The organism is Leucobacter komagatae (assembly GCF_000834055.1).
Taxonomy (GTDB): domain Bacteria; phylum Actinomycetota; class Actinomycetes; order Actinomycetales; family Microbacteriaceae; genus Leucobacter; species Leucobacter komagatae_A.
This window is the reverse complement of the sequence record NZ_JXSQ01000002.1, coordinates 1-26,899: the sequence shown is the minus strand read 5'-3', so window position 1 is coordinate 26,899 and position 26,899 is coordinate 1. Positions and strand designations below refer to the sequence as shown.

The 26,899-nt window shown below is 64.6% G+C and carries 24 protein-coding genes and 4 tRNA genes; 6 read left to right on the top strand and 22 right to left on the bottom strand.

The window, feature by feature from the left end:
- Positions 1-179 precede the first annotated feature (179 nt).
- From SD72_RS01815 to SD72_RS01805, 3 genes are all read left to right on the top strand, one after another.
- Positions 180-1,553 carry a quaternary amine ABC transporter ATP-binding protein gene (locus SD72_RS01815; protein ID WP_084766681.1) on the top strand — a complete coding sequence of 458 codons (1,374 nt, stop codon included), beginning with the start codon at positions 180-182 and terminating at the stop codon, positions 1,551-1,553.
- Positions 1,550-2,452, top strand: coding sequence for an ABC transporter permease (locus tag SD72_RS01810; protein ID WP_042542743.1), 903 nt, complete (start codon positions 1,550-1,552; stop codon positions 2,450-2,452). Before SD72_RS01815 ends, SD72_RS01810 begins: the two co-directional genes overlap by 4 nt.
- Before the next feature lie 63 nt (positions 2,453-2,515).
- Positions 2,516-3,427, top strand: coding sequence for a glycine betaine ABC transporter substrate-binding protein (locus tag SD72_RS01805; RefSeq protein WP_042542742.1), 912 nt, complete (start codon positions 2,516-2,518; stop codon positions 3,425-3,427).
- 184 nt (positions 3,428-3,611) lie between these two features.
- Here SD72_RS01805 and SD72_RS01800 read toward each other — a convergent pair whose 3' ends face one another.
- Complete coding sequence (locus SD72_RS01800; protein WP_042542741.1) at positions 3,612-4,619, bottom strand: diaminopimelate dehydrogenase; 1,008 nt, start codon at positions 4,617-4,619, stop codon at positions 3,612-3,614.
- Between the two features lie 150 nt (positions 4,620-4,769).
- Positions 4,770-5,255, bottom strand: a complete 486-nt coding sequence (locus SD72_RS01795) for a MarR family winged helix-turn-helix transcriptional regulator (protein WP_042542740.1) — start codon at positions 5,253-5,255, stop codon at positions 4,770-4,772.
- Positions 5,256-5,441: 186 nt separating this feature from the next.
- On the opposite strand from SD72_RS01795, the gene valS reads away from it, so the two are divergent.
- From valS to SD72_RS01780, 3 genes are all read left to right on the top strand, one after another.
- Positions 5,442-8,027 (top strand): valine--tRNA ligase, encoded by a 2,586-nt coding sequence (valS, locus tag SD72_RS01790; protein ID WP_042542739.1) that lies wholly within the window; start codon positions 5,442-5,444, stop codon positions 8,025-8,027.
- Between the two features lie 88 nt (positions 8,028-8,115).
- Positions 8,116-8,475: a hypothetical protein gene (locus tag SD72_RS01785; protein ID WP_042542738.1), complete on the top strand. Its 360-nt coding sequence runs from the start codon at positions 8,116-8,118 to the stop codon at positions 8,473-8,475.
- A 1-nt stretch (position 8,476) separates the two neighbouring features.
- A complete protein-coding gene (locus SD72_RS01780) occupies positions 8,477-8,968 on the top strand; it encodes a hypothetical protein (protein ID WP_042542737.1) in 492 nt (163 codons plus the stop codon).
- A gap of 27 nt (positions 8,969-8,995) precedes the next feature.
- Here the strand turns inward: SD72_RS01780 and clpX are convergent, their stop codons facing one another.
- The 20 genes from clpX to SD72_RS01680 all read right to left on the bottom strand — a co-directional run bounded on the left by clpX (position 8,996) and on the right by SD72_RS01680 (position 26,680).
- A complete protein-coding gene (clpX, locus tag SD72_RS01775; protein WP_042542736.1) occupies positions 8,996-10,267 on the bottom strand; it encodes an ATP-dependent Clp protease ATP-binding subunit ClpX in 1,272 nt (423 codons plus the stop codon).
- A 143-nt stretch (positions 10,268-10,410) separates the two neighbouring features.
- Positions 10,411-11,082 carry an ATP-dependent Clp protease proteolytic subunit gene (locus SD72_RS01770; protein WP_042542735.1) on the bottom strand — a complete coding sequence of 224 codons (672 nt, stop codon included), beginning with the start codon at positions 11,080-11,082 and terminating at the stop codon, positions 10,411-10,413.
- An 18-nt stretch (positions 11,083-11,100) separates the two neighbouring features.
- A complete protein-coding gene (locus SD72_RS01765; RefSeq protein ID WP_042542734.1) occupies positions 11,101-11,685 on the bottom strand; it encodes an ATP-dependent Clp protease proteolytic subunit in 585 nt (194 codons plus the stop codon).
- 160 nt (positions 11,686-11,845) lie between these two features.
- Complete coding sequence (gene tig, locus SD72_RS01760; RefSeq protein WP_042542733.1) at positions 11,846-13,372, bottom strand: trigger factor; 1,527 nt, start codon at positions 13,370-13,372, stop codon at positions 11,846-11,848.
- 57 nt (positions 13,373-13,429) lie between these two features.
- Positions 13,430-13,507 (bottom strand) — tRNA-Pro (locus SD72_RS01755).
- Between the two features lie 356 nt (positions 13,508-13,863).
- Positions 13,864-13,934 (bottom strand) — tRNA-Gly (locus SD72_RS01750).
- Positions 13,935-14,074: 140 nt separating this feature from the next.
- Positions 14,075-14,145, bottom strand: a tRNA-Gly gene (locus SD72_RS01745).
- A 138-nt stretch (positions 14,146-14,283) separates the two neighbouring features.
- Positions 14,284-14,820: a gamma carbonic anhydrase family protein gene (locus SD72_RS01740; RefSeq protein ID WP_042542732.1), complete on the bottom strand. Its 537-nt coding sequence runs from the start codon at positions 14,818-14,820 to the stop codon at positions 14,284-14,286.
- Positions 14,821-14,894: 74 nt separating this feature from the next.
- Positions 14,895-14,967 (bottom strand) — tRNA-Asn (locus SD72_RS01735).
- A 72-nt stretch (positions 14,968-15,039) separates the two neighbouring features.
- On the bottom strand, positions 15,040-15,885 hold the full coding sequence (locus SD72_RS01730) for an ATP-binding cassette domain-containing protein (protein ID WP_042542731.1): 846 nt from the start codon (positions 15,883-15,885) through the stop codon (positions 15,040-15,042).
- A 12-nt stretch (positions 15,886-15,897) separates the two neighbouring features.
- Entirely contained in the window at positions 15,898-17,745 is a 1,848-nt protein-coding gene (gene dnaG / locus SD72_RS01725) for a DNA primase (RefSeq protein ID WP_042542730.1), read from the bottom strand.
- Positions 17,746-17,787: 42 nt separating this feature from the next.
- Positions 17,788-19,071, bottom strand: a complete 1,284-nt coding sequence (locus SD72_RS01720) for a deoxyguanosinetriphosphate triphosphohydrolase (RefSeq protein ID WP_084766680.1) — start codon at positions 19,069-19,071, stop codon at positions 17,788-17,790.
- A complete protein-coding gene (gene dusB, locus SD72_RS01715; RefSeq protein ID WP_042542729.1) occupies positions 19,064-20,251 on the bottom strand; it encodes a tRNA dihydrouridine synthase DusB in 1,188 nt (395 codons plus the stop codon). The genes SD72_RS01720 and dusB overlap by 8 nt, the downstream gene beginning before the upstream one ends.
- Before the next feature lie 39 nt (positions 20,252-20,290).
- Positions 20,291-21,076, bottom strand: a complete 786-nt coding sequence (locus tag SD72_RS01710; protein ID WP_042542728.1) for an isoprenyl transferase — start codon at positions 21,074-21,076, stop codon at positions 20,291-20,293.
- A 10-nt stretch (positions 21,077-21,086) separates the two neighbouring features.
- Complete coding sequence (recO, locus tag SD72_RS01705; protein WP_042542727.1) at positions 21,087-21,809, bottom strand: DNA repair protein RecO; 723 nt, start codon at positions 21,807-21,809, stop codon at positions 21,087-21,089.
- 65 nt (positions 21,810-21,874) lie between these two features.
- A complete protein-coding gene (gene ruvC, locus SD72_RS01700; RefSeq protein ID WP_042542726.1) occupies positions 21,875-22,468 on the bottom strand; it encodes a crossover junction endodeoxyribonuclease RuvC in 594 nt (197 codons plus the stop codon).
- Between the two features lie 2 nt (positions 22,469-22,470).
- Positions 22,471-23,235 carry a YebC/PmpR family DNA-binding transcriptional regulator gene (locus SD72_RS01695; protein ID WP_042542725.1) on the bottom strand — a complete coding sequence of 255 codons (765 nt, stop codon included), beginning with the start codon at positions 23,233-23,235 and terminating at the stop codon, positions 22,471-22,473.
- 77 nt (positions 23,236-23,312) lie between these two features.
- Positions 23,313-23,879: an HIT family protein gene (locus SD72_RS01690; protein ID WP_042542724.1), complete on the bottom strand. Its 567-nt coding sequence runs from the start codon at positions 23,877-23,879 to the stop codon at positions 23,313-23,315.
- A gap of 22 nt (positions 23,880-23,901) precedes the next feature.
- Entirely contained in the window at positions 23,902-25,869 is a 1,968-nt protein-coding gene (thrS, locus tag SD72_RS01685; RefSeq protein ID WP_042542723.1) for a threonine--tRNA ligase, read from the bottom strand.
- A gap of 88 nt (positions 25,870-25,957) precedes the next feature.
- The gene (locus SD72_RS01680; protein ID WP_042542722.1) at positions 25,958-26,680 is read right to left on the bottom strand and encodes a PspA/IM30 family protein; all 723 of its coding nucleotides are present in this window, start codon (positions 26,678-26,680) and stop codon (positions 25,958-25,960) included.
- Positions 26,681-26,899: the final 219 nt, after the last annotated feature.

The following is a 26,899-nucleotide window of genomic DNA, read 5'->3' as shown; positions in this document are numbered from 1 at the left end:
CGTAAAATGGCCTTATCCCTGATGGTGGCAGGATTCGAGCACTTTCCTGTGATTTGCATGTGAACACGCGATGATGAATGAGGGCTACCGTCGAAGAAGGGTTCTCGGTTCATCAGCCGCTTCACCGAGGCTGCATTTAGAGCGCCAAAAAACCCGCGGAGACACCGCACAGGAGGAACATGCTTGACTCGAAAGTCGACCACACAGTCGACTCGGAGGCCGACGAACGGGCGAACGCAAACATCGCACTGTCCGTCGACCACGCATATAAAGTTTTCGGGCGCCGCCCGAAGGAGGCCGTAAAGCGCCTCCAAGCCGGAGCGTCGCGCGACGACGTGAAACAGCACGGAACAGCCGCCGTCATCGACGCGAGCTTTGACGTGAAGGTCGGAGAGATCTTCGTCGTCATGGGGCTCTCCGGCTCCGGAAAATCAACACTCATCAGACTGCTCAACGGGCTTGGCGACACCACAGACGGCTCCATCAGCGTCTTTGGCGACGAGATCGTTGGAATGAGCGCCGCGGAACTCCGCGAGGTGCGGCGCGAACGGATGGCGATGGTGTTTCAACACTTCGCACTTCTCCCGCACCGCAGCGTGCTTGATAACGCCGCGTACGGCCTTGAGATCAAGGGAGTACCGCTCGAGGAACGCCGCGAGCGGGCCCGCGGATGGTTGGACCGTGTCGGCCTGAAGGGTTGGGCCGATTCCCTCCCTTCGGAGCTCTCAGGAGGCATGCAGCAGCGTGTCGGACTCGCACGAGCATTCGCCGCCGACACTCAGATCCTGCTCATGGATGAGGCGTTCTCTGCACTGGACCCGCTCATTCGACGCGAAATGCAGGAGCTGCTCGTCGAACTCCAGCAGGAGCTGGGAAAGACGATCGTCTTCATCACACACGATCTCAACGAGGCAATGTTCCTCGGCGACCGCATCGCTGTGATGCGTGACGGCAAGATCGTGCAGCTGGGCACCCCGAACGACATCCTCACTGACCCGGCGAACGACTACGTTGCGCAGTTTGTGCAGGACGTCGATCGCGCCCGCGTTCTCACCGCTGGCGACGTTATGGAGCCACCGCGCGCCGTCGTTCCAGCATCCGCGGGTCCGCGCGCAGCGCTCCGCACGATGCGCGACATGCAAACGTCCGCTTGCTTCGTGATTTCGAGCGGACGCAAGCTCGTCGGCGTCGTGCGCGACAAGGACATGCTCCGCCTCGTGCGCGAGGGCAGCGCGAACATCAACGACGCGCTCAAGCCAACGCCCTCGATCGTCACGCCCGAACAGTACATCGCTGAGCTCTTCGAGCTCTCGGTTGAGAGCCCACTGCCCGTTGCGGTCGTGGACGAGCAGGACCGCCTCATCGGCGTCGTACCGCGCGTGACGCTCCTCGCCTCGCTCGCGAACCTGCCAACTATGACGACGGAGATCCCCATCATCGAACCGACGCCCGACGTGCCGCGCGCGATCATCACCGCGACACTCGACGCGACAACCGACGGGAATGCGGCTCCAGACGAAGGCCTCACCGTGACCGAGGGGAGTGCCTCGTGAACTACCGCATCCCCGTTGGCGATTGGGTATCCACAGGCCTCGACTGGTTCAATGACACCTTCGATTGGCTACTCTCGCTCATCACGACAGTCATCAAGTTTCTCGTTGATGGCCTGTCAGACGCGCTCATCGCCGTCCCCTACCCGGTGCTTATCCTTGCGCTAGCGCTCGTCGCCTGGCTGCTGCGCTCCTGGCAGCTCGCGGTCGGCACGGCCATCACGATGCTACTCATCGTGTTCATGGGCCAGTGGGAGAACGCGATGCTCACGCTCTCACTCACGCTCATCGCGGCGCTCGTCGCAATCGTGATCGCTGTTCCCGTCGGAATCCTTGCGGCGCGCAACGACACCTTTAGCGCTGCAATACGCCCGATCCTCGACTTCATGCAGACGATGCCGGCGATGGTCTACCTCATCCCAGCCGTCGTCTTCTTTGGCATCGGCTTTGTTCCCGGCGTGTTCGCAACCGTGCTGTTCTCGCTGCCACCGGGCGTGCGATTCACCGAGCTCGGCATTCGCGGCGTCGATTCCGAGGTCGTCGAGGCTGGTCACGCGTTCGGATCCACCCCTGGCAAGATCCTTCGCGGCATCCAGCTACCACTCGCGATGCCGACCATTCTCGCCGGCATCAACCAGGTCATCATGCTCGCGCTCTCGATGGCCGTCGTTGCTGGCATGGCCGGCGCTGACGGGCTCGGCAAGCAGGTTGTCTCGGCAATCTCGACGATGAACATCGGCCAGGGCGTCGAGGCTGGCCTGTCCGTCGTCTTCCTCGCGGTCTTCCTCGACCGCGTCACCGCGGCGCTCGGCGAGCCGAAGTCGTTCAAGGATTCGGCCCTGAGCTTGCTGCGCGAGCGCAGTCGGGCACGGGCGCAGCAGGGCACCGCGGTTCCCGGCTAAAGCCACTACACAGACTTAACTGACCCACCCCAACCCGCGCCGCAGCGCGGACGAAAGGAACACATGAACAAGCGACACCTCACAGGAGTCATTGGCCTCGCGGCCGCAGCCAGCCTCGCACTCGCGGGCTGCGCAACCAACGGCGACACCGACGCCGGCAACACGAACGAGGGCGACGACAAGGGCACCATCACGCTCGGCTTCCTCCCCGCGTGGACTGACGGTCTGAGCACCGCGTACCTGCTCGAGGATCAGCTCGGCAAGCTCGGCTACAACGTCGAGATGACCGAGCTCACGGAAGCCGGCGTGCTCTACGCCGGCCTCGCCGGCGGCGACTTCGACATGTACCCCTCTGCGTGGCCAGAGGTCACGCACGCTGACTACATGGACAAGTACGAGGACCAGATCGAGGATCTCGGCGGCTACTACGAGGGAGCGGTTCTCACGATCGCGGTTCCCGAGTACATGACCGATGTGAACTCGATCGAGGATCTCAAGGGCCAGGCTGACCGCTTCGGTGGCGAGATCATCGGCATCGAGCCGGGTGCTGGCCTCACTGCGCAGACCCAGGACACGATGATGCCCGAGTACGGCCTCGACAGCGAGTACAAGCTCGTGACCTCATCGACCGCAGCGATGCTCGCAACGCTGCAGGACAAGGTCGACAAGGAAGAGGACGTCGTCGTCACGCTGTGGCGCCCGTTCTGGGCTAACGACGCCTACCCGGTCAAGGATCTGAAGGATCCGAAGGGCGCAATGGGTGAGCCCGAGGCGCTCCACTTCCTCGGCACCGACGGCTTCTCGGAGGAGTTCCCCGAGGCAGCCGACTACATCAAGAACATCAAGCTTGACGACGCCGCGTACGCAGCGCTGGAGAGCCTGGTGACGAGTGACGAGTTCAAGGGCGACGGCCAGGGCGCAGTCCAGGAGTGGCTCAAGGACAACGCTGACGCGTACCCAGGGCTCATCGCCTAGGGTTCCCGCAGCTCACGCCGCGTAACCAGCAGCGGCCCCTCCGAGTATTCGGAGGGGCCGCTGCTGTGTCTGGAGCCCGCGAGAGCCCATGGTTTCGACGGGAGTACAAGATATCTACGCGAAGAAACCGTGTACTCCTGCAGAAACCATATGCTCCGGCCGGCCGGGCACGGGCGCCTTCGGGCTAAAGGAGCTCGGCGCGCAGCTGCTCGGGCGACTTCGGCGAGAGCAGCCCGGGGGCGACATCGAACGGGGTGAGCGCTCCACGCTCGCCCCGCGCTGCGAGCCGCGCAGCGGCACGGGCGTACGCGACAAGCACGCTCGAGGTGAACTCTGGGTTCGAGTCAAGCGCGAGGCGGTACTCGATCGTCTGCGATACCCCGGGTGAGGTCTCCCCCGAGCGGATCACGAAGCCGCCGTGCGGCATTCCAGCGTGGTCGCGTGCGAGCTCGTCGGCCGAAATAAAGTGCACGTTGGTGTCGTAGGGCTCAAAGTAGTCGGGCATCGTGACGATCTCCTCGCGGATCGCCTCGGCGTCTGCGCCGTCCTCAAGCACGACGAAGCACTCACGAACGTGCTTCTCACGCGTCGAGAGCTCGGGGTTCTCGCCCGCGCGGACCCGCTCGATGGCGGTCTCCGACGGCAGCGTGTACTGCACGGCGCCAGCAACGCCCGCGATGCGCCGGAGGGCGTCAGAATGCCCCTGGCTGAGTCCCCGGCCCCAGAAGGTGTACGTCTCGCCCTGTGGCAGGATCGCCTCGCCGAAGAGCCTGTTCAGCGAGAACAGGCCCGGGTCCCAGCCAGTGGAAATGATGGCAACGTTGTCGCCAGCCTGCGCGGCAGCGTCAACCGCTGCAAAATGCTCCGGCACCTTCGCGTGCGTGTCGAAGCTGTCGACGACGGTGAACTGCTTCGCAAGTAGCGGGGTCTGCTCTGGCAGGTCGCTCTTCGATCCACCGCACAGCACGAGGACATCGACGCGGTCAGCGAATGAGGCGATGTCGTCGAGGGCGTACACGGGGGTCTCTGGCCGCAGGGTCTCAACGGAAGCCGGATCACGCCGGCTGAATACGCCGACAAGTTCAAGATCGGGGTTCAGGCCGATCGAAGTCTCTACGCCGCGACCGAGGTTTCCGTAGCCGACGATGCCGACGCGGATGCGATCCGGCAGGCCCCCAATACGATCTGTCATAGTGTTTCCCTCCCGCCCCGGGAGCTGGTTCCCGCGGCACCTCCATGCTAGAGGTCACGCAACACCGGCGAAGAAATGTTGCAGCGTTTTTCAGCGCCACTCGCCCCCAGACCGGCGTGCCGCGGTGCTCGAGGCCGTGCGGCGGCGCAGCTAGCGCGCGACGGCGGGGAAGACGACGGGGGGCGGTCCGCCGAGCCGATCAGCGAACCGGCCAAGGAAGCCCCTGATGATCTCGAGCTCCTGCCTGGAGAGCCCAGCACAAGCCCCGCGGATCATGTCCATCCCAAAGTCAACGAGCCTCGCATACGCGTCCCGTCCCTCGGGTGTGAGGGTGACGAACACGGAGCGCCTGTCGTCGTCGGCGACGGAACTCTCGACCAGCCGTGCGGTGCGCAGCCGAGTGAGTGATTTTGAGAGGGTTGGCCGCGTGACGCCAAGCTGCACGGCTATGTCCCCCGGCCGCATCTCTTCGGTTCGCGCCCCAAGCACGTACAGGATCCGAATCTCGCTGTCCTCGATCGCGAGCCCGACGTCTTCAGCGATGGTCCCCTCAAGCGGCGTCGCGCCCCACTGACGCGCTACGGTCGCAAATGCTCCAAGCATCTGCCGCTCGATGTCACGCGCCCGATCGACCATAACCAGCAGTCTATATAGGTTGTGCACAACACATCCAGTATTCGGTTCACGGAGCGCGATAGACTTTCTGGAAACCTTCAGGCACCAGAGCCGATCTTCGATCTCCTCGCTTACGCGGTGCCGTCCACATCGAACCCGACGGGTGCGCGCAACAGCGCGGACAGTCGAGAAAACGGAGCCCACGTAATGAGCGCGATCCCCGACAAGCCGGCACTCGAGGGACTCGAATCAAAGTGGGGGGCGATCTGGGAAGAAACAGGCACCTACGCGTTCGAGCGTGACGGAATCAGTCGCGACGATGTCTACAGCATCGACACTCCCCCACCAACCGCTTCGGGTTCACTCCACGTAGGCCACGTTTTTTCCTACACGCACACCGACACCGTCGCGCGCTACAAGCGCATGAACGGTAAGCGAGTGTTCTACCCGATGGGGTGGGACGACAACGGCCTCCCAACCGAGCGCCGCGTCCAGAACTACTACGGCGTACGATGCGACCCTTCGCTGCCCTTCGACCCCGACTTTGTGCCTCCGCACGACGGTACGAGCGGCAAGACGATCAAGCCTGGCGACCAGGTTGCGATCTCACGCCGCAACTTCATCGACCTGTGCGAAAAGCTCACGGTAGAGGACGAGAAGCAGTTCGAGGCGCTCTGGCGCACCCTCGGCCTCTCGGTCGACTGGAAGCAGAGCTACCGCACCATCGGGGCCGACTCGCTCCGCGCCTCGCAGCTCGCGTTCCTCCGCAACATTGAGCGCGGTGAGGCGTACCAGGCGCAGGCGCCGACGCTCTGGGATGTAACGTTCCGCACCGCCGTAGCGCAGGCCGAGCTCGAGGATCGCGAGCAGCCGAGCGCGTACCACACGCTCTCCTTCCACCGCACCGACGGCGGTGGCGATATCCTCATCGACACCACACGCCCCGAGCTGCTCGCAGCGTGTGTCGCGCTCGTCGCGCACCCGGACGACGAGCGCTTCAAGCCGCTGTTCGGTTCAACCGTCACCACCCCGATCTTCGGCGTCGAGGTTCCCATCGTCGCGCACCACCTCGCGCAGCAGGACAAGGGCACCGGCATCGCGATGGTCTGCACCTTCGGCGACGTGACCGACGTCATCTGGTGGCGCGAGCTCGACCTCCCGAACCGGGCGATCCTCGGCTTCGACGGCCGCATCATCTCTGAGGCGCCTGACGTGATCGCTTCCGACGCTGGGCGCGAAGCCTTCGCCCAGATTGCCGGCAAGACTGTTTTCAGCGCGAAGCAGACAATGGTCGAACTGCTGCAGGCCTCAGGCGAGCTGACTGGCGAGATCCGCAAGATCAACCACCCGGTGAAGTTCTTCGAAAAGGGCGACAAGCCGCTCGAGATCGTTTCCACCCGACAGTGGTACATCAAGAACGGCGCCCGCGACGAGGGCCTCCGTGAGCGGCTCCTCGCGCACGGCAAGGAACTCACCTGGCACCCCGACTTCATGCGCGTGCGCTACGAGAACTGGGTAGAGGGCCTCGCAGGCGACTGGCTCATCTCGCGGCAGCGCTTCTTCGGCGTGCCGATCCCCGTCTGGTACCCGCTCGACGCAGACGGCAACCCCGTGTTCGACCAGCCGATCGTGCCGAGCGAGGATCAGCTCCCCGTCGACCCGTCGAGCGACGTGCCTGCGGGGTACACGGCAGAGCAGCGCGGCGTCGCGGGCGGCTTCCAGGGCGAGGTCGACGTGATGGACACCTGGGCGACCTCCTCCCTCACCCCGCAGCTCGCGGGCGGCTGGGAGCGCGACGAGGAACTGTACGACCTCGTCTACCCGTTCGACCTGCGCCCGCAGGGCCAGGACATCATCCGCACCTGGCTCTTCACGACGCTGCTGCGTTCGGAGCTCGAGTCAGGCACGCTTCCTTGGAAGCACGCAGGCATCTCGGGTTGGATCCTTGACCCGGACCGCAAGAAGATGTCGAAGTCGAAGGGCAACGTCGTCACTCCAGCCGGGATGCTCGACCAGCACGGCTCCGACGCCGTTCGTTACTGGGCTGCCTCAGCAAAGCTCGGGACCGACGCTTCGTTCGACCCGCAGAACCCGACGCAGATCAAGATCGGGCGCCGGCTCGCGATCAAGCTGCTCAACGCTGCGAAGTTCACGCTGTCGTTTGATGCGAGCGGCGCGGGGACCGTCACCGAAGCGCTCGATCGCTCCATGCTCGCGACGCTCGCTGGCGTCGTGAGTGACGCGACACGCGCCTTCGAGACGTACGATCACCAGCGCGCCCTCGAGATCACCGAGTCGTTCTTCTGGACGTTCTGCGACGACTACCTCGAGCTCGTCAAGGAGCGCGCCCACAATGGCACCGGCCAGATTCAGGCCTCCGCCGTCACGGCGCTGCGCTCGGCTCTGTCGACATTCGTTCGGCTGTTCGCACCATTCCTCCCCTACGCAACCGAGGAGGTGTGGTCGTGGTTCCAGGAGGGTTCCGTGCACCGCGCAGCCTGGCCCGTTGCGACCGAGCTCACCGAGCTCGCGGGCGAGGACGCCGACGCGGGGCTGCTTGACCTCGTTGGCACGGCGCTGATCGGTGTTCGTGGCGCGAAGACGGACGCGAAGGTGTCCATGCGAACCGCAGTGACGCTCGCGGTTGTGCACGCGCCGGCGGACGATGCGGCGCGCCTGCAGCTTGCAGCGAGCGACCTCGCCGATGTGGGGCGCATTGTGGAGCTCCGCATTGAGCAGGCTGACGTCGCCGATGTTCGGGTGGCGGAGATCACCGTAGAGACGGCAGACTGAGTGCTGGGGCGCCCGGGGTCTTCCCCGGCGCCCCAGCTCCCCGCACCGCCCCACCGCGGGGCTCACGAGTGCTCACAAAGGAGACGGTATGCAGCTTGGCTCACGTTGGCAGTTCGGGTACGCCCCACACCCAGCCGTTCCCGGCGTGCTGCACGAAGCGATCGCCGCCGCGGAAGCCGCTGCGCGCTCGCACGCAGGCGCAGCCTCCGGCGCATCGTGGACGCTTACCTGGCTTGAGGGCCGCCCGCGGGTAGAACTCACTGGCGGGGCAGGCGAGGAGCTCGCTGACCTCAGCGTTGCTGCCGATGGCAGCGTCACTACCAGGGGGGTCACTGCCGGCAGCGACCCAGCTGAAGGCGCAACTCACGGCGGCGACGGGCGACCGCTCGGCGGCGGAGACGCGAGTGATTCAGGATCCGACGATGACGACGACGATTGGTTGAACTGAGATGAACCGGAACCTTCGCGGAGCTGCGAGCCTGCTCGCGCTTGGACTGCTCGTCGCGCCGCTCGCCGGCTGCGCACCCGAGCCTGGATCGGTCAACCCGGAAGGCACCGACCTCACCGAGAAGGTTGAGCCCGAAGGCGGAAGCTGGCAGGAAGAAAACCCAGACGAAGCATTCGCAAAATCTGCCGAGCTGCCTGAGGATTTTCCCTCAGGATTCGCAATTCCCGATTCTGCGACTATTGACGATGCAGGGTCGCGGGGTCACGGCAGCTGGTTTGTCGTGCTGCGTGTCCCCGATGTCGCGGCAGCAGCCGCTGTTTGGGATGAGGTTGTGACGAGCGGTGGGTTCACCGTTTCCGACGACGAAGAGACCGGCGATGGTGGCCGGTCTGCGACGCTCACTTCGTCGGAGCTCGTCGTCGCTGCGGTGACGCTGCAGGGCGAGGGTGACGAACGGCTGCTGAGCTACGACATTACGTCGTTCGTTCCGTAGCCGCTGCCGAGAGCGCGGCGCCGATCGCTACGCGCTCTCGCGCCCGCTCTCAGCCGTGACCATAAGTGGCGCTTCCTGTTCGAGCACAGCTTCCCTCGTGACGATCACCTTCGAGATGTCGTCGTTTGATGGCACATCGAACATTGCAGCGCCGAGAACCGTTTCGAGGATTGAGCGAAGTCCGCGTGCTCCCGTTTTCCTCGCAACGGCGAGGTTTGCGATCTCTTCGAGCGCTGCGTCCTCAAACTCGAGCTCGACGTCGTCAAGCTCGAACATGCGCTGAAACTGCTTCACGAGCGCGTTCTTCGGCTCCGTGAGAATGCGCTGCAGCGCCTCGGTGTCGAGCGGGTCGACGGTCGCAATGACCGGGAGCCTGCCGATGAACTCGGGGATGAGCCCGAAGCGGTGCAGGTCCTCTGGCTGGACCTCGGCGAAGAGTTCGGACTCGTTGCGCTTGCTGCCCATGGGCGTACCGAAACCGATGCCACCCTTGCCGAGGCGCTGGGCGATGATCTCTTCGAGCCCGGAGAATGCGCCGGCCACGATGAACAGTACGTTCGTCGTGTCAAGCTGAATGAACTCCTGATTCGGGTGCTTGCGGCCGCCCTGGGGTGGAATCGAGGCGACTGTCCCCTCGAGGATCTTGAGCAGCGCCTGCTGCACGCCCTCCCCCGAGACATCTCGGGTGATCGACGGGTTTTCTGCCTTGCGCGTGATCTTGTCGATCTCGTCGATGTAGATGATGCCGGTTTCTGCACGCTGCACGTCGAAGTCTGCTGCCTGCAAGAGCTTGAGGAGGATGTTCTCAACATCTTCACCGACGTAACCTGCTTCGGTGAGCGCCGTCGCGTCGGCGACGGCGAACGGCACCCCGAGCTGGCGGGCGAGCGACTGTGCGAGGTAGGTCTTCCCGCACCCTGTCGGCCCGATCATCATGATGTTCGACTTCGCAATTTCGACCTGTTCGGTCGCAAACTCTGCGCTGGTGATCGCGGTCGAAGCGCGGACCCGCTTGTAGTGGTTGTACACGGCGACGGCAAGCGACTGCTTCGCGCGGTCTTGGCCGATGACGTACTGGTCAAGGAAGCCTGCGATCTCTCGCGGCTTGTGCAGCGTGAAGTCGTTGGGCTCGGCTGGCTGGTGTTCGGAGAGCCGCTCCTCGATGATCTCGTTGCAGAGCGCGACGCACTCATCACAGATGTAGATCTGCGGCCCAGCGATGAGCTGCGCGACCTGCTTCTGCGACTTCCCACAGAACGAGCACTTCAGCACTTCACTGCTTTCGCCAATACGTGCCATTCCGAAACCTCCTCGCGTCGCGTGTACGCTTCCGAGCCTAGTGGCGACCTGAGACAAAGACTGACGGCGCGCCGCCCTTTCGGGCCGCGCGCCGCCAGCTTGTGATCACTCTGTTACAGAGCGGGCCGCTCAGCCGAGCGCTGTTACTGTCCGATGACGGGCTGCGGGTTCTTGCGGCTCGTCAGCACCTGGTCGACCAGACCGTACTCGAACGCCTCCTGGGCGCTCAAGATCTTGTCACGGTCGATGTCCTTGTTGATCTCCTCGACGGACCGCTTCGAGTGCTTCGAGAGCGTCTCCTCGAGCCAGTCACGCATGCGCTGGATCTCGCGAGCCTGGATCTCGATGTCCGAAGCCTGGCCGTGGCCACCCTGACCGCTCGACGGCTGGTGGATGAGCACGCGTGCGTTCGGCAGCGCGAGACGCTTGCCTGGAGTGCCGCCGGCGAGCAGCACAGCTGCTGCAGACGCAGCCTGGCCGAGGCAGACGGTCTGAATGTGCGGGCGCACATACTGCATCGTGTCGTAGATCGCGGTCATCGCGGTGAATGAACCACCTGGCGAGTTGATGTACATCGTGATGTCGCGCTCGGGATCCTGGCTCTCGAGGACGAGCAGCTGCGCCATCACATCGTCAGCGGAGGCGTCATCAACCTGCACACCGAGGAAGATGATGCGGTCTTCGAACAGCTTCGCGTAGGGATCCTGGCGCTTAAACCCGTACGCAGTCCGCTCCTCGAACGTGGGGAGCACGTAGCGGGAGTCAGGCATCATCCGGTCTGCGGATCCGCCCTGTGGCATGTAGAGATTCGTCATTTCGTGTCTTCCTATCGACTACTTGCTCGTGCCGCCGCCGCCGACGACGTCAGTTGCGGTCTCCCTGATGAAATCGACGAAGCCGTACTCGAGTGCCTCTTCGGCGGTGAACCAGCGATCGCGGTCCCCGTCCTCATTGATCTGCTCGACGGTCTTGCCGGTCTGGCGTGCCGTGATCTCGGCGAGGCGGTTCTTCATCGAGACGATGAGCTGCGCCTGCGTCTGGATGTCGCTCGCTGTTCCACCGAAGCCACCGTGCGGCTGGTGCAGCAGCACGCGCGCGTTCGGCGTGATGTAGCGCTTGCCCTTGGTGCCTGCGGTGAGCAGGAACTGTCCCATCGAAGCGGCCATGCCGATTCCAACGGTGACAATGTCGTTCGGCACGAAGCTCATCGTGTCGTAGATGGCCATACCCGCTGTAATGGAACCGCCAGGCGAGTTCACATACAGGAAGATATCGGCCTCGGGATCCTCTGCCGCGAGGAGCAAGATCTTTGCGCAGATCTCGTTTGCGTTGTCGTCGCGCACTTCGGAACCGAGCCAGATGATTCGGTCTTTCAGCAGGCGGTCGAACACGCTGTTCACGGGCGACTGTTCAGCCATTCGGCGCTCCATTCGTAAGTTGCTTGATTCGAGCGTATCGACTGCGAAACGCTACCGCTGGCGTGTTCGCCGTGGGCGTTGCGCGCGGCACGGAAGTTCGCTGTAAACGAAGGATCCCCGGCCGCAATTGGCCGGGGATCCTTCGTACTTGCGAAGAGTGTTACTTCTCTTCTGCTGCTGCCTTCTTCGCTGCGCGAGTGGCTGCTGCCTTCTTTGCTGCGGCGGAGCGAGCGGCCTTCTTGGCCTCCTCGTCAGCGTCGCCAGCTTCGGCTGCTGCAGCCTTCTTGGCCGCAGGCTTCTTCGCGGCGGGCTTCTCGGCCTCGTCCGCAGCTGCTGCCTTCTTCGCCGGAGCCTTCTTCTTTGGCTTCTCCTCGACTGCCTCAGCAGCCTCGTCGCCCTCTTCGTCGGTGTCTACCGCGACAAATGCGCCAAGGTCGACTGCCTTGCCTGCCTTGTCAACGACCTTGGTCTTGCCGAGCGCAACTGCGAGTGCCTTGTTGCGGGTGACCTCTCCGAGGATGACCTGGAGCTGGTTGCCCTGGCTGATGGCCTGGAGGAACTGCGTGGGCTCCATGCCGTACTGCTGCGCCGACTGGTAGATGTAGTCCGAAAGCTCAGCCTGGGTCGGCGTGACGTTCTCGTTCTCAGCGATCGCGTCGAGGAGGAGTTCCATCTGGATCTGCTTCTCGCTCGCAACGCGCACCTCTGCGCGGTGCTCGTCGTCTTCGAGGCGGCCTTCGCCCTCGAGGTGACGGTGCACCTCTTCCTCGACGAGCTCCTCCGAGATGGGGATGTCTGCCTGCTCAATGAGCGTCTCGGTGAAGAGATCGCGTGCCTGGCGGCCCTGCGCGAAGACCGAGGCCTGCGAGACCTGCTCCTTGAGGCTCTCGCGGAGCTCTGCGATCGTGTCGAACTCGCTCGCAAGCTGCGCGAACTCGTCGTCAGCCTCGGGAAGCTCGCGCTCCTTGACGGCGGTGACGGTGAGCTCAACCTCAGCGTCCTGGCCCTCGTATTCGCCGCCGAGCAGCTGCGAGGTGAAGTTGGTGGTCTCACCTGCGGTGAGGGTCTCGACTGCTTCGTCGGTGCCGGCGAGCAGGTTGCCTGCGCCGATCTCGTAGGAAACGCCGCTTGCCTGGTCTACCTCGACGCCGTCAACCTTCGCGGTGAGGTCGAGCTCAACGAAGTCGCCGGTCTTCGCCGGGCGATCAACGGTGATGAGGGTGCCGAAGCGCTCGCGCAGGCTGGTGAGCTCTGCTTCGATCGCGCTCTCGTCAATCTCAGCCTCATCAACGGTGAGCTCGAGGCCCTCGTAGTTCGGGAGCGTGAAGTCGGGGCGAACCTCGACCTCGAAGAGGAGCACGAGTTCGCTCTTCGTGTCTGCAGCCTCTGGCATCTTTTCGATGTCTGCGGAGGGGCGGCCCATGGGGCGAACGCCAGCCTCGGCAACTGCCGACTGGTAGAAGTCGTCGAGCGAGCCGTTGACTGCCTCTGAGATGACTGAATCGCGGCCGAAGCGCTGGTCGATGATCTGCGCTGGAGCCTTGCCCTTGCGGAAGCCGGGGATCGAAACCTGCTCAGCGATCGTCTTGTAAGCGGTCTTCAGGTAGGGAGCAAGCTCGTCCTGAGTGACGGTAACGGTCAGCTTCGTGCGGGTCGGTGTGAGCTTCTCAGCTTTCGTCTTCGGCAATTTGGCCTCTCATCGTCGGATAATGCTGCAATCAGCCTGTGTCGGGCCAAACGACCCTGGTCGGGGCGACAGGATTCGAACCTGCGACCTCCCGCTCCCAAAGCGGGCGCTCTAGCCAAGCTGAGCTACGCCCCGAGACTCTCGGTCTCGCATTGCGCCGCCAGTGCGCAACCTGACCAATCCTAGTCCAAACCACGGGCTTTCAGCACACCCGACGGAATCCCGGCCGTGTTTTGGGGGCAAATCCGCATAAAACCGCCAAAGTTGCGCGGCGGAATTTCCCGTGAGCGAACGCGCGTAGAGGCGTTTCGCAGGCGATCCACACACGGCGGTCCGGCGCCGAGGGTCGCTAACCGTCGCACGCACTGCTCCCCGGGGCGGCAGCCAGTGCCCCTGAAGCAGGAGACAGGAGCAAGAGACAGGAGCCCTGACGCACATAGTGCCCCCGAAACGCGCAGGGCCCCCGCCGAGTGGCGGGGGCCCTGCATGAGAGGGGACGGCGGGAGTCGAACCAGCGTCATCAGTCTGGAAGACCGACGCTCTACCATTGAGCTACATCCCCGGGGTGGTGCATAGAGGACACTACTCGGGGAGGGCGACCCGAGCAAATTATTTCGGCGTGTCAGCGAATGGTCGGCGCGTCTCGCAAGGGCAAGCCATTGGCAACAGAAAACCCCTCGTCGATGACGAGGGGTTTTGCCGAGGGGATGACGGGAATCGAACCCGCGTAATCAGTTTGGAAGACTGAGGCTCTACCATTGAGCTACATCCCCGGACCACCGGGGTGGACCGGCCGCTGAACGCGACTCATCGAGCATACTGCATTTCGCACCGTCGCCGCGAACGGGCCGCAACCCCCGGCGCGTCACACCGGGGTCGCGCGCGCCGGACGTCACCGTTCTGCGCTGCGACTAGGAGGCTGTGGCGGATCTGTGGTTCGCGGTGTACTCGAGGTACACCTCCGCGTTCGCCCGCACGGCCTCCCGATCGGCTTCGCGCAGCTCACGGACAATCCTTGCTGGCACTCCCGCAACGAGTGAGTGTGGCGGGATCACCATCCCCTGAGGCACGAGGGCCCCCGCTGCGACGAGCGACCCCTCCCCGACCACAGCCTCGTTGAGCACTGTCGCACTCATACCGATGAGGCAGCCGTTCTCGACCGTCGCGCCGTGGACGACCGCGTTGTGCCCCATGGAGACGTCGTCGCCGATCACGGTCGGCTGACCGCGGAAGGTGTGTATGACGACACCGTCCTGGGCGTTACTTCGCTCGCCGATGTGCACGGCGTCGGAGTCGCCCCGAACGACGGCGTTGTACCAGATGCTCGAACCGGCGCCGATGGTGACGTTGCCGACGATGATTGACCCGGGCGCGAGCCACGCTGTCTCGTGCACCTCGGGCGTGCCGTATGGCTCGACGCTGATGATCTGTCCGTGGTGATGTGTCATCGCTGACTCCCTGTCGCCAAGAAAATGAGGTGGGTAAACAAAAAGGCCCTTACTCCTAGAGTAAGGGCCAATTGCTCCCCCGGTTGGGCTCGAACCAACGACATCCTGATTAACAGTCAAGCGCTCTGCCAGCTGAGCTACAGGGGATCATTGCCGCAGCAACTCGACTAGCGTAGCAAGCCTCTCAGCCGCGTTGCAAATCAGGCGCGCACGGCGAGTCTATTCTTCAGCGATCTCGTCGTACGCAGTGGATCGGAGAGCGTCAGCGAGCCGTTTGACGTAGTCGTGTTCGGTGTTCCGGAAGATCGTGTTGATCTCCCCACGTCCCACGACTCGCCCCTGCTGCAGCACGACGACTTCCTCGGCGAGCGCCTCAAGCATGCCGATATCGTGGCTCACGAGCACCATGGCGGCGCCCGTGCGCTCCCGGTACCACTTGAGGAGCTCAACGATCTTCGGGCGATTGTTCGCGTCGACGCCGAGCGTTGGCTCGTCGACGATGAGCACGCACGGATCGAGCATGAGCGAACGCATCACCGCGACACGCTGGCGCTGCCCCTTGGAGAGCTCAAACGGGTACTCCTGCAGCTTCGCGAGCGGCAACGCGACGATGTCCATCATTTCCGCGATGACCTCGCCGAGCGGTTCCCTATCGAAGTTCCGTACGCGCTCGACGATGGGCTCGAAGAGCACGTCGCCGACGTTGAGTTCTGGGGTGAGGGTCGCTCCCGCGTCCTGCGCAAGGTGACCGATGTACGCCGTCAGTCTCGCCCGATTTCGGCGCGAGAGGCGCTCGAGCGGAAGGTCGAGCGCGCGGGCGTCTCCCCCGGCGGACTTGATCTTCGCGTTCTTGTCGCCCTCGGTGCTGCGTCCGGCGAGGTAGCGGGTAAGCGTTGACTTTCCCGATCCGCTCTCGCCAAGTACGGCGAGCACTCCCCCACGCGGCACTTCGACCGATACCCCCTCGATGGCCTGAAAGGCCCTGCCGCCCGCGTGCGCTGGATAGCGGAGGGACAGGTCAGAGGTGTAAAGGACTGGGTCTGCCTCGAGGTTTGGATGTGCCACAAACTCACCTTACTAGTCGTGACGCAGACCCCGCCTGGCGTGTTCGAGGGCGGCGAGCTGTTCTTGCACGCGCCGCGATTGCTCGCTCATTGGGTCACCGATGCGCTGCATCCGCGCGAGCAGCTCCTGCTTGAGTGAGACGAGATCCCTGTCGAGTAGCGAAATGACGACCTCCCGCGCGTATTCGGGGAGGAGGGCAGGATCGCGCTGTGGCATCGATGCGATTGCGAGCTCTCGCACGAGGCCCTGGTGCGACGGCGGGGTCGCCTCAAGGATCGATTCCACCCACGCTCCGCCCTCAAGGCTTGGGAGCGCCGTGTGGAGGGCGTCTCTCACGACCCTGAGGTGCGGCTCGGTCACCTGCGCGGTAACCGCTTGGGAGAGCAGCTCGGACCCAACGGATGGACCCTGCTGGATCATCGCCATGATCGCGTCACGCTCGAGCCATACGGCTGGGTCTCGCCTGAGCGTTGACAGCGACACCCTCGGTGGCTCTGGTTCGCGTTGCGCCTCTTGCGGGGCGTATTCGGGCTCTGGGGCTGGCTGGCGCTGTGTGTTCCGAACGGCGTGCTGCACCTCGCGCAGCTCCAGACCGAGCATGCGCGCAAGTTCGCGCGTGTATCCCGGGCGCATCCCAGAATCCTTGATGCCTGCGACGATGGGCGCAGCCTGACGCAGCGCAGACACCCGGCCCTCGACCGAGTTGAGGTCGAAGCGTGCGATTGCCTGCCTGAGCGCGAACTCGAACAGCGGCACCTTCTTGTCGAACAGTTCACGCACCGCTTCGTCGCCCTTGTGGAGGCGGAGATCTGCCGGATCGTAACCGTCGGGCGCGACAGCAGCGTACGTTTGCGCGGTGAAGCGCTGCTCCTCGCCGAAGGCGCGCAGGGCGGCCTTTTGGCCTGCCTCGTCAGGGTCGAACGTGAAGATGACCTCTGCTGCGGCGTCGTCACCCATGACCCGGCGCAGCATGGAGATGTGGTCCTTGCCGAACGCCGTTCCACAGGTCGCGATTGCATCGTCGATACCGGCGAGATGGCACGCCATGACGTCGGTGTAGCCCTCGACAATGACGGCCCTGCGGCCCCGGGAGATCGCCTTCTTTGCGAGGTCGAGCCCGTAGAGCACTCTCGATTTGTGGTAGACAGGCGTCTCGGGCGTGTTGAGATATTTCGGGCCGTTATCGTCGTCGTAGAGCTTCCGGGCGCCGAAGCCGAGGGTCTGGCCGCTCGTGTCGCGAATGGGCCACACGACGCGCCCACGGAAGCGGTCGTAGATGCCCCGCTGACCCTCGGAAACGAGGCCGGCCTGCACGAGCTCCTGCGGAGTGAACCCCTGCTTCCTGAGGTGGCTTGTGAGGCCGTCCCAGCCGCGCGGCGCGTAACCGACACCGAACAGCTCCCATGAGGCCTCGTCGAAGCCGCGCTGGGACAGGAACGTGCGTGCGGTCGTTGCTTCTTCGCCCATGAGCTGGCCGCGATAAAAGTCGCTCGCCGCCTGGTTCGCTGCGAGGAGCCGGGCCCGGTTTGGGCCCTCCTCGCGACGCTCGAAGCCCTCTTCGTAGGTGAGCTGGTAGCTGATGCGGGAGGCGAGCCGCTCAACGGCCTCTGCGAACGAGAGGTGATCCATCTTCTGCACGAAGCTGATCGCGTCGCCCGACTCGCTGCAACCGAAGCAGTGGAAGTAGCCGAGCGTTGGGCGTACGTGGAAGCTCGGGCTGCGCTCGTCGTGGAACGGGCAGAGCCCCTTCATCGAGTCGATACCCGCGTTCTTGAGCGCGACGTAGTCGCCGACGAGATCAGCGATGTTTGTACGCCGCTTCACCTCTTCGACGTCACTCGCCTTAATCCGCCCCGCCATAGCGATCAGTCTACTCGCCGTACGAGGGCGAGGCCGGGCGCGTCACACGAGTGGGATCTCGCAGAGCCTCCTGTGCCACGCGATCGCCGACTGATCTGTGAGGGAGGCAACCTGATCGACGATGACACGCCGCGCGGCTGCCTCATCGCTCGCCGCAGCGAAGTCGGCCTGGAAGGCCGGCTCCAGGTCGGCGTCCTGCGACGCCCACAGCGTCTCGAGTAGCTCGCTGAGGAGCTCGCGCTGCCTGCGGTACGTTGGCTGCCTGCGGCCACTGGCCATGACGAACGCCGCAACGATGCCTTTGAGCACCGCGATTTCGGCGTGAATGTGTTGCGGCACGACGAGGCTCGCACCGTACCGGGTGAGCTGCGTTGACCCGGCAGCCGCCATCGTCGCGGAGATCGCGGCTCTGGCGAAATGACCGATCATGTCGCTCGTGAAGTTCTTCAGCTGCGCCTGGTGCCCGCGCGAGCCGTCCCACCTGGTGAGCCAGTTGGGTGTCGCCGCGATCCGCTCGTACGCCGCAGAGAGTTCGTCGGTCGTGAAGGATCCGCCTGCCCAGGCGGCGACGTCCGCGATGAGCGAATCGTGGCCGGAGCGGCTCGTCAGAATCAGTGGATCGATGTGGTCGCTGACGATCGCGTCCTCGAAGTCGTGCACGGAGTAGGCGATGTCGTCGGAAAGATCCATCGTCTGCGCCTCGGCGCACTTCACCCGTGCGGGCGCGCCCTCACGGACCCAGTGGAAGATCTCGGCGTCGTCGGGGTAGTACCCGAACTTGCCGCTGCCCTCCGGCGCCTCCTCGAGGCTCCACGGGTACTTGCAGCTCGCGTCGAGCGTCGCGCGCGTGAGGTTGAGCCCGGCACTCGCGCCGTCCTCAGTGAACCGTTTCGCTTCAAGCCTCGTGAGAATGCGCAGCGTCTGCGCGTTGCCCTCGAAGCCGCCTGCGTCCTTCGCCCACTCGGCGAGCGCGCGCTCGCCGTTGTGCCCGAATGGCGGGTGCCCGAGGTCGTGGGTGAGGCAGGCTGCATCGACGACATCGCGGTCGAGACCGAGGGAGGCCGCGAGCTCACGGCCGATCTGCGCGACCTCGAGCGAGTGCGTGAGCCGGTTGCGCGCGAAATCAATGCCGGCGGTGGGGCTGAGCACCTGCGTCTTCGCCGCGAGCTTGCGCAGCCCGGACGAGTGGATGACGCGCGCTCGGTCGCGCTCGAAGTCGCTGCGCACTCCGCTGTGGATCTCTGGCACGAAGCGTTCGACGTCGCGCGGCTCATAGTCGCCGCGCGCTGGCTGCGATCCGACGCGCTCTGCGGTGCGGTTATCCACCTGAGTCGTCCCGCTCCGCCTCGGCGAGCTCCGCGTAGTCGATGTGGGCGCTGTCGCGGGAGTCGAGCCAGCCGTCAGGCAGCTTTGGCTGCTTGGGGCTGCCCGCGCGGCCGCGCTGCCCCTCGGCGCCCTCGCCGGGGTATGGCAGCGAGCGATCCATCGTCTCGTAGATCTCGTCGAGCTGTTCAAGTGTCTCGACCATCGCGAGCGCGCGGCGAGTGTCGCCGCCAACGCCGTAGCCCTTGTAGTACCAGGCAACGTGCTTGCGGATGTCGCGGCAGGCGCGCGCCTCCTCACCGTCGAAGAATTCGACGAGCAGTTCGGCGTGGCGGCGCATCGCGTCCATCACGAAACCGAGCCCAGGCTTCGCGATTGCTGCGGTCGCCTGTTCCTGCGTGAGCTCGCCCTGTTCCGCCTTGAAGGCCGCAGCGAGATCGCCGAACAGCCACGGCCTGCCGAGGCAGCCGCGCCCGACTACGACGCCGTCGCAGCCTGTCTCGCGCACCATGCGGATCGCGTCGTCAGCGGCCCAGATGTCGCCGTTGCCGAGGATCGGCACGCTCGTGATCGCCTGCTTGAGTTCGGCGATCGCTGACCAGTCTGCGTGCCCAGAGTAAAACTCGTTCGCGGTGCGGCCGTGCAGCGCGATCGCCGCGACGCCAGCGCCCTCGGCGGCGCGGGCCGCGTCGAGGAACGTCAGGTGATCCGCATCGATGCCCTTGCGCATCTTCACGGTGAGCGGAATCTCGCCGGCAGCCTTTACGGCGCCCTCGACGATCGCCTCGAACAGGTCGCTCTTCCATGGGAGCGCTGCTCCCCCACCCTTGCGGGTCACCTTCGGTACGGGGCAACCGAAGTTCAAATCGATGTGGTCGGCGAGGTCTTGATCGACAAGGAAGCGCACCGCCTCAGCGACGGTCTTCGGATCCACACCGTAAAGCTGAATCGAGCGCGGCGTCTCGCTCTCGTGGTGCTTAATCAGGCGGAGCGAGCCCGGGGTGCGTTCGACGAGCGCACGGCTCGTGATCATCTCGCTAACGTAGAGGCCGGCACCGTACTCGCGGCAGAGCCTGCGGAACGCGGTGTTCGTGATGCCTGCCATCGGAGCGAGCACAACGGGAACGTCGAGCTCGAGGGGGCCGATCTTCAGGCGAGATCCGGGAAGCGTTGAAGTAGTCATGACCGGTCTATTCTCGCAGATTTCGGGCGGTGCGCCGCCTCACCTGCTCGTTGGCGTATCTACGGCCCCACCGAAGCGGCGGTCGCGGTCGTGGAAGATCTGAATCGCCTCCCACAGGTCGCGCCTGGAGAAATCCGGCCACAGCTGATCGAGGAACACCATCTCGGCGTACGCAGACTGCCAGAGCATGAAGTTACTTGTTCGCTGCTCGCCAGAGCTTCGCACGAACAGGTCAACGTTGGGGAGCTCAGGGACGTACAGGTGACGTTCGATGACGCGCTCAGAGATGCCGTTGGGAGAGAGCCTGCCCGAGGCGACCTCGACCGCGATCTTGCGCATCGCATCGGTGATCTCGTTGCGCCCGCCGTAGTTCACACACATCGTGAGCGTGAGCCCGGTGTTGTTCGCTGTGTAGGCCTCGGCCGTCTTCAGCTCCTTGATGACCGACCCCCAGAGGCGGGGGCGCCTCCCTGCCCACCGCATACGCACGTTCCAGGCGTTGAGCTGCTCCCTGCGGCGGCGCAGCACGTCGCGGTTGAAGCCCATAAGGAAGCGCACCTCGTCCGGGGAGCGCCGCCAGTTCTCGGTGGAGAACGCGTACACGCTCAGGTGGGTGACGCCTGCCTGGATTGCGCCAGCGACGACGTCGAGCAGCACCTGCTCGCCCATTCGGTGACCCTCGACGCGGGGCAGCCCGCGCTGGTTCGCCCAGCGGCCGTTGCCATCCATGACGATCGCGACATGCTTCGGTGCCGGACCGGGAAATGCTGGCGGCTGCTCCCCCGTCCAATCGACGGGAACGAGGGTGTTCGGATCCAGTGACATGAGAACGATTCTAGAGCCGTGGCATGGTAAACGAGCGCAGGCCGCGCTCAAGGTGCCACTGCGTGTACGCCGCGGCGATGCCAGCCGCCTGCCCTCTGTCGCGCTCGGTGCTCTCCAGCGTCGCACCCCAGTCGCCGGCGAGCAGCGCGCGCAGCAGCGCAATACTGCTCGCGTCGAGCCTGGGAGACCCAGCCGGCCGACAGTTGTCGCACACGACCCCGCCGAGCTGCACGGCAACGGCCGTGTGTGGCCCCGGCGCGCCGCAGCGAACACAGTCCTCGAAACCCGGGGTCCACCCGGCGCTCGCCAGCGCGCGCAGCAGGTAGCCGTCGCGCACAAGCTCGGGCGGAATCTTGCCGCCGGCGAGCGTGCGCAGTGCACCGATGAGCAGCGCATAGAGTTCGCGCGATGGCCCGCCCTCGGCGAGTCGCTCCGCGGTCTCTACCATCACGCTGCCGGAGCGATACCGGTCGTAGTCTGCGCTGATTGCGGGGCCGTACGAGCCGAGCGTTACCGCCTGCGTGATCGTGTCGAGGGTTCGCCCTTCGTAGCACTGGAGGTCGGCGACCATAAAGGGCTCGAGCCTGGCACCAAACTTGGAGGAGGTGCGCCTGACGCCTTTTGCAACAGCGCGGAGCAGGCCGCGCCCGCTCGTGAGCATCGTCACGATACGGTCGGCTTCACCGAGCTTCTGGGTACGAAGCACGACGCCTTGTTCGCGGTAAAGGGGCACTCACCTATTATCGCCCACGCGACAGACATTGGCCTGGATGGGCGCTTCCCTGAGCGCAGCTGCGACTAGCCGCGCGGGCCACTCCGACGCCGTCCGCCCTTCTGTTCAGCCTCACGCCAGGCGCGCTGAGCCGCGGTCTCTCCCGTCGGCGCTGCGCTCGCACGTTGACGGTCAGGAGCGCCACCGCGCCCGAGATGCCACGCGTGCACAATCGCGAGCGCGAGCGCGTCCGCGGCATCTGCAGGCCTGGGCGGAGCAGCAAGCCCCAGCAGGCGCGTCACCATGTTCGTCACCTGCGCCTTGTCGGCGGCACCGTAACCCGTAACCGAGGCCTTCACCTCGTTTGGCGTATACATCGCCACGGGAATGCCGCGCGCCTGCGCGAGGTACATCACAACGCCGCTGATCTGAGCGACGCCCATCACGCTCGGAAGGTTCTGCTGCGCGAACACCCGCTCGATGGCGATAGCGTCAGGTTTCTCGCCGTCGAATAGGCGCTCGAGGGAGGAGCCGAGCTGGTGCAGCCTCGCGGGGAGTTCCGCACCAGCCGGGCTCGTCAGCACCTCCACGTGCTCGAAGGTGAGCTTGCGGGAGCCCTCAGAGCTCACGATCCCGATGCCGAGACGCGTGAGCCCTGGGTCAATCCCGATGACGCGCAAGGCTACTCGTCGTTTGCGAGTTCAGCCTGGACTTCCTCGGTGAGGTCGAAGTTTGCGTAGACGTTCTGCACGTCGTCGCTGTCCTCGAGGGAATCGATAATGCGGAACACCTTGCGTGCGGTTTCCGCGTCAATCTCAACCTTGAGGTTCGGCACGAACTCAGCTTCTGCGGAGTCGTAGTCGATGCCTGCATCAACAAGCGCACCGCGTGCAGCTGTCAGATCGGATGCCTCGGTGATGACCTCGAAGGCCTCGCCGTTCGGGGTTGGCTTGACCTCCTCAGCACCTGCTTCGAGCACCGCCATCAGCACGTCGTCCTCGGTTGTCCCCTCGGCAGGCACGGTGATGACGCCCTTGCGCTCGAAGTTGTACGCGACGCTGCCCGGGTCGGCGAGCGTTGCACCGTTGCGGCTGAGCGCGGTGCGGACCTCTGCCGCGGCGCGGTTCTTATTGTCGGTAAGGCACTCGACCATGAGCGCGACGCCGTTCGGGCCGTACGCTTCATACATCGTCGTGAAGTACTCGACCGACTCACCGGTAAGGCCAGCGCCGCGCTTGATGGCGCGGTCAATGTTGTCCCCGGGAACCGAGTTCTTCTTCGCCTTGTGCACGGCCTCGGACAGGGCAGGGTTACCCGCCATGTCGGGCCCACCGATGCGGGCTGCTACCTCGATGACCTTGATGTACTTCGCGAACGCCTTTGCGCGACGCGAATCGAGAATTGCCTTCTTGTGCTTAGTGGTTGCCCACTTGGAGTGTCCTGACACGGTTGCTCCTTCTTCCTCATTCGATGTGTGTCCTGAATCCTATGCTGATGTGCGCCGCCGCAGAACGGCAACGCCCGCTACGCGTCGGGAGGATCCGCCCACGCTGCGGCGACAAGGTCACGTACCTCGCCGAGCAACTGCGGCATCGCTTTCGTCTGCCCAATGATGGGGAAAAAGTTCGAATCAGACGCCCACCGCGGCACAATGTGTTGGTGGAGGTGTGCGGCGACACCGGCTCCGGCGATCTCGCCCTGATTCATTCCAAGGTTGAAGCCCCCGCAGTTGAGCGCCGCGCGCGCCGCGCGCATCCCAGCCTGCGTGAGCGCCGCGATCTCCGCGACTTCCTCATCGGTCGCCTCGTCGTAGCCTGCGACGTGCCGGTATGGGCAGACGAGCATGTGCCCGCTGTTGTAGGGGAACAGGTTGAGCAGCACATACGCAGTCTTGCCGCGGTGCACGATGAGCGAGGATTCGTCGTCGTGCTTCGGGGCCTCGCAGAACGGGCAGTCGGTGTGATCGGCCTGGTGATGATCCGTGACGTATGCCATGCGGTGCGGCACCCACAGGCGCTGCAGCTCACTTGGCAGCCCAACGGTTCCACGCTCGCCTGGCGCCTCGGCCTGCTCGTCAGTTACCTGGACCACGTTCGTTACTCCGTCCGCGTGCTCACTCGGCCCACGCCGTCGACACCTGCTCGTGGCTCTTGATCGCGGCGGTGATGCGCGCGATAGCCTCGTCGACTGGTACCCCGTTGAGCTGGGTGCCGTCGCGGAAGCGGAAGCTCACGGCGCCTGCAGCGCGATCCTCCTCGCCAGCGATGAGCTGGAATGGGACCTTCATCTTCGTGTGCGTGCGGATCTTCTTCGGCATGCGGTCGTCTGAGTGGTCGACGTGCGCGCGAACGCCCTCGGCACGGAGCCGCGAGAAGATCTCCTCAAGGTAGTCGCCATATTCCGCGGCGACGGGGATGCCGACGACCTGCTCGGGGGCGAGCCAGACGGGGAACGCGCCGGCGTAGTGCTCGAGCAGGATCGCGAAGAACCGCTCGATTGAGCCGAGCAGCGCGCGGTGGATCATGATCGGCTGCTTGCGCGTGCCGTCGGCTGCCGCGTACTCGAGTTCGAACAGTTCGGGCTGGTTGAAGTCGAGCTGCACGGTCGAGAGCTGCCAGGTGCGCCCGATCGCGTCGCGCGCCTGCACGGAGATTTTCGGGCCGTAGAACGCGGCTCCACCCGGATCGGCGACGAGCTCAAGGCCCGACTCTTCCCCGACCTCGCGGAGCGTCTGCTCGGCGTCCGCCCACTGCTGCTCGGTGCCGACCGACTTCTCGGGATCGCGCGTCGAGAGTTCAAGGTAGAAGTCGTCGAGACCGTACGCGCGGAGCGTGGCAAACACGAACTCGAGCTGACGCTTGAGCTCGTCCTTGACCTGCTCATCGGTGACGTAGATATGGGCGTCGTCCTGCGTGAGGCCGCGCACGCGGGTGAGGCCTGAGAGGGTGCCCGACTTCTCGTAGCGGTAGACGGTGCCGAACTCGGCGAGGCGCAGCGGCAGCTCGCGGTAACTGCGCGCGCGTGCCCGGAAAATGAGGTTGTGGAACGGGCAGTTCATGGGCTTCAGGTAGTAGTCCTGGCCCTGCTTCGTGACGTTGCCCTCAGCGTCCTTGACCTCGTCGAGGTGCATGGCGGGGAACATCCCATCCTTGTACCAGTTGAGGTGCTGGCTCGTCTCGAACAGCGTGCCCTTCGTGATGTGGGGGCTGTTCACGACCTCGTAGCCGTTCTTGACGAGCTCGGAGCTCATGAAGCTCTCGATCTCGTGGCGGATGATGCCGCCGCGCGGATGGAACACCGCGAGGCCAGAGCCGATTTCGTCGGGGAACGAAAACAGGTCGAGCTCGACGCCAAGCTTCCGGTGGTCGCGCTTCGCTGCCTCCTCGAGGCGAGTCTGGTGAGCGCGCAGCTCGTCCTTCGTTGGCCACGCGGTGCCGTACACGCGCTGGAGCATAGGGTTTGCTTCACTGCCGCGCCAGTACGCGCCACTCGAGCGCATGAGTGCCCAGCCGTTGCCGATCATTTTCGTGTTTGGCAGGTGCGGGCCGCGGCAGAGGTCGCTCCACATCACCTCGCCCGACTTCGGGTCGACGTTGTCGTAAATCGTGAGTTCTGCGCCGCCAACCTCAACGCTCTCGTTGTCGGAGCCTGCATCAGCGCCGCCCTTGAGCCCGATGAGTTCGAGCTTGTATGGCTCGCTCGCAAGTTCAGCGGTCGCCTCGTCGTCTCCCACGACGCGGCGCACGAAACGCTGGCCCTGCTTGACGATCTTCTGCATCTCTTTTTCGAGCGCCTTGAGATCTTCCGGGGTGAACGGCTCGTCGGTGTCGAAGTCGTAGTAGAAGCCGTCGGTGATGGGCGGGCCGATGCCGAGCTTCGCCTCAGGGTTGACGCGCTGCACGGCCTGTGCGAGCACGTGCGCGGCCGAGTGGCGGAGGATGTTCAGGCCGTCAGCCGAGTCGATCGTGACAGGCTCGACTGTGTCTGTGTCAGTAACCTCCCACGCGAGATCGCGGAGTTCACCGTTGACGCGCATGGCGACAACGGAACGGTCAGTGAACAGTGAAAAGCCGTCGGCCACTGCGGTTCCCTTCGGAGACAATATGTAGACTCCGCAATTCTATCGGGTCGCAGTGAGCCGACGGCCCATCTGTGCAAACGCAGGTGTGTTACGCGCCCGCGCCGCCCGACTTCAGCGCCTGCAGCCTGGCGTCGACCTCGCTGAGCGACCCGAGGTCGTCAAGCTCGTTGAACTGTGCGTCGAGCGTTGACGCCGCAAGCTCTGCCTGACCGCGAACCATCGCCTCCTGGCGCTTGACCTTCTCCTCGAAACGACCGAGCTCGCTCGTCGGGTCGAGCACATCGAGGTTCTTGACAGCGTCCTGCACCTGAGACTGCGCGTCGGCGACCTTGCCACGTGACACGAGCTCGTCGCGCTTCGCCTGCAGCTGCACGAGCTTCTCCCGCATCGTCTGCAGGCCAGCCTTGAGCTGGTCGACGACCTGCTGCTGCGCCTTCACGCTCGGTTCGGCAGCAGCAACTTCCTTCTCAAACGCGATCTGCTTCGAGAGCGCGACGCGTGCGAGACTGTCGAACTTGTCCGCACCAGCGGTGTCGCCGGACGCGCGCAGCGTCTCGGCCTGCTTCGAAGCGGCGCTCGCCTTGCTGCCCCACTCGACGATGGCCTTCTGGTCTTCGACAAGGTCTGCCTCCATTAGTCGAAGGTTCCCGATGGTTTGCGCGACGGAGCTCTCAGCATCAACGATGCTGTTCTTGTAGTCGCGTTCCATCTGGTTGAGCATCTTTTCGGGATCCTCGGCGGAATCGAGGAGCGCGTTAATGTTTGCCTTGGCGAGCTGCGTAATACGGCCAAGGATGGACTGCTTTGCCATGTCGGCTTCCTTTCCTTATGTTCCACCGAATCAGCTCGGAGGAGGTGTTGTCGCTCCCCCGGTTGGGTTCGCGAAGTCTCGTTCGGCTGCGGCTTTAAAAGCGGCCGCCCCCGCCGCGGCGTCCGCCGCCCGATCCACCGCCAATGGATCCGCCACCGCCCCAGCCGCCGGTGAAGCCGCCGTTTGAGCCGCTCCAACCGCCGCTCGGTCGCCCGCCAC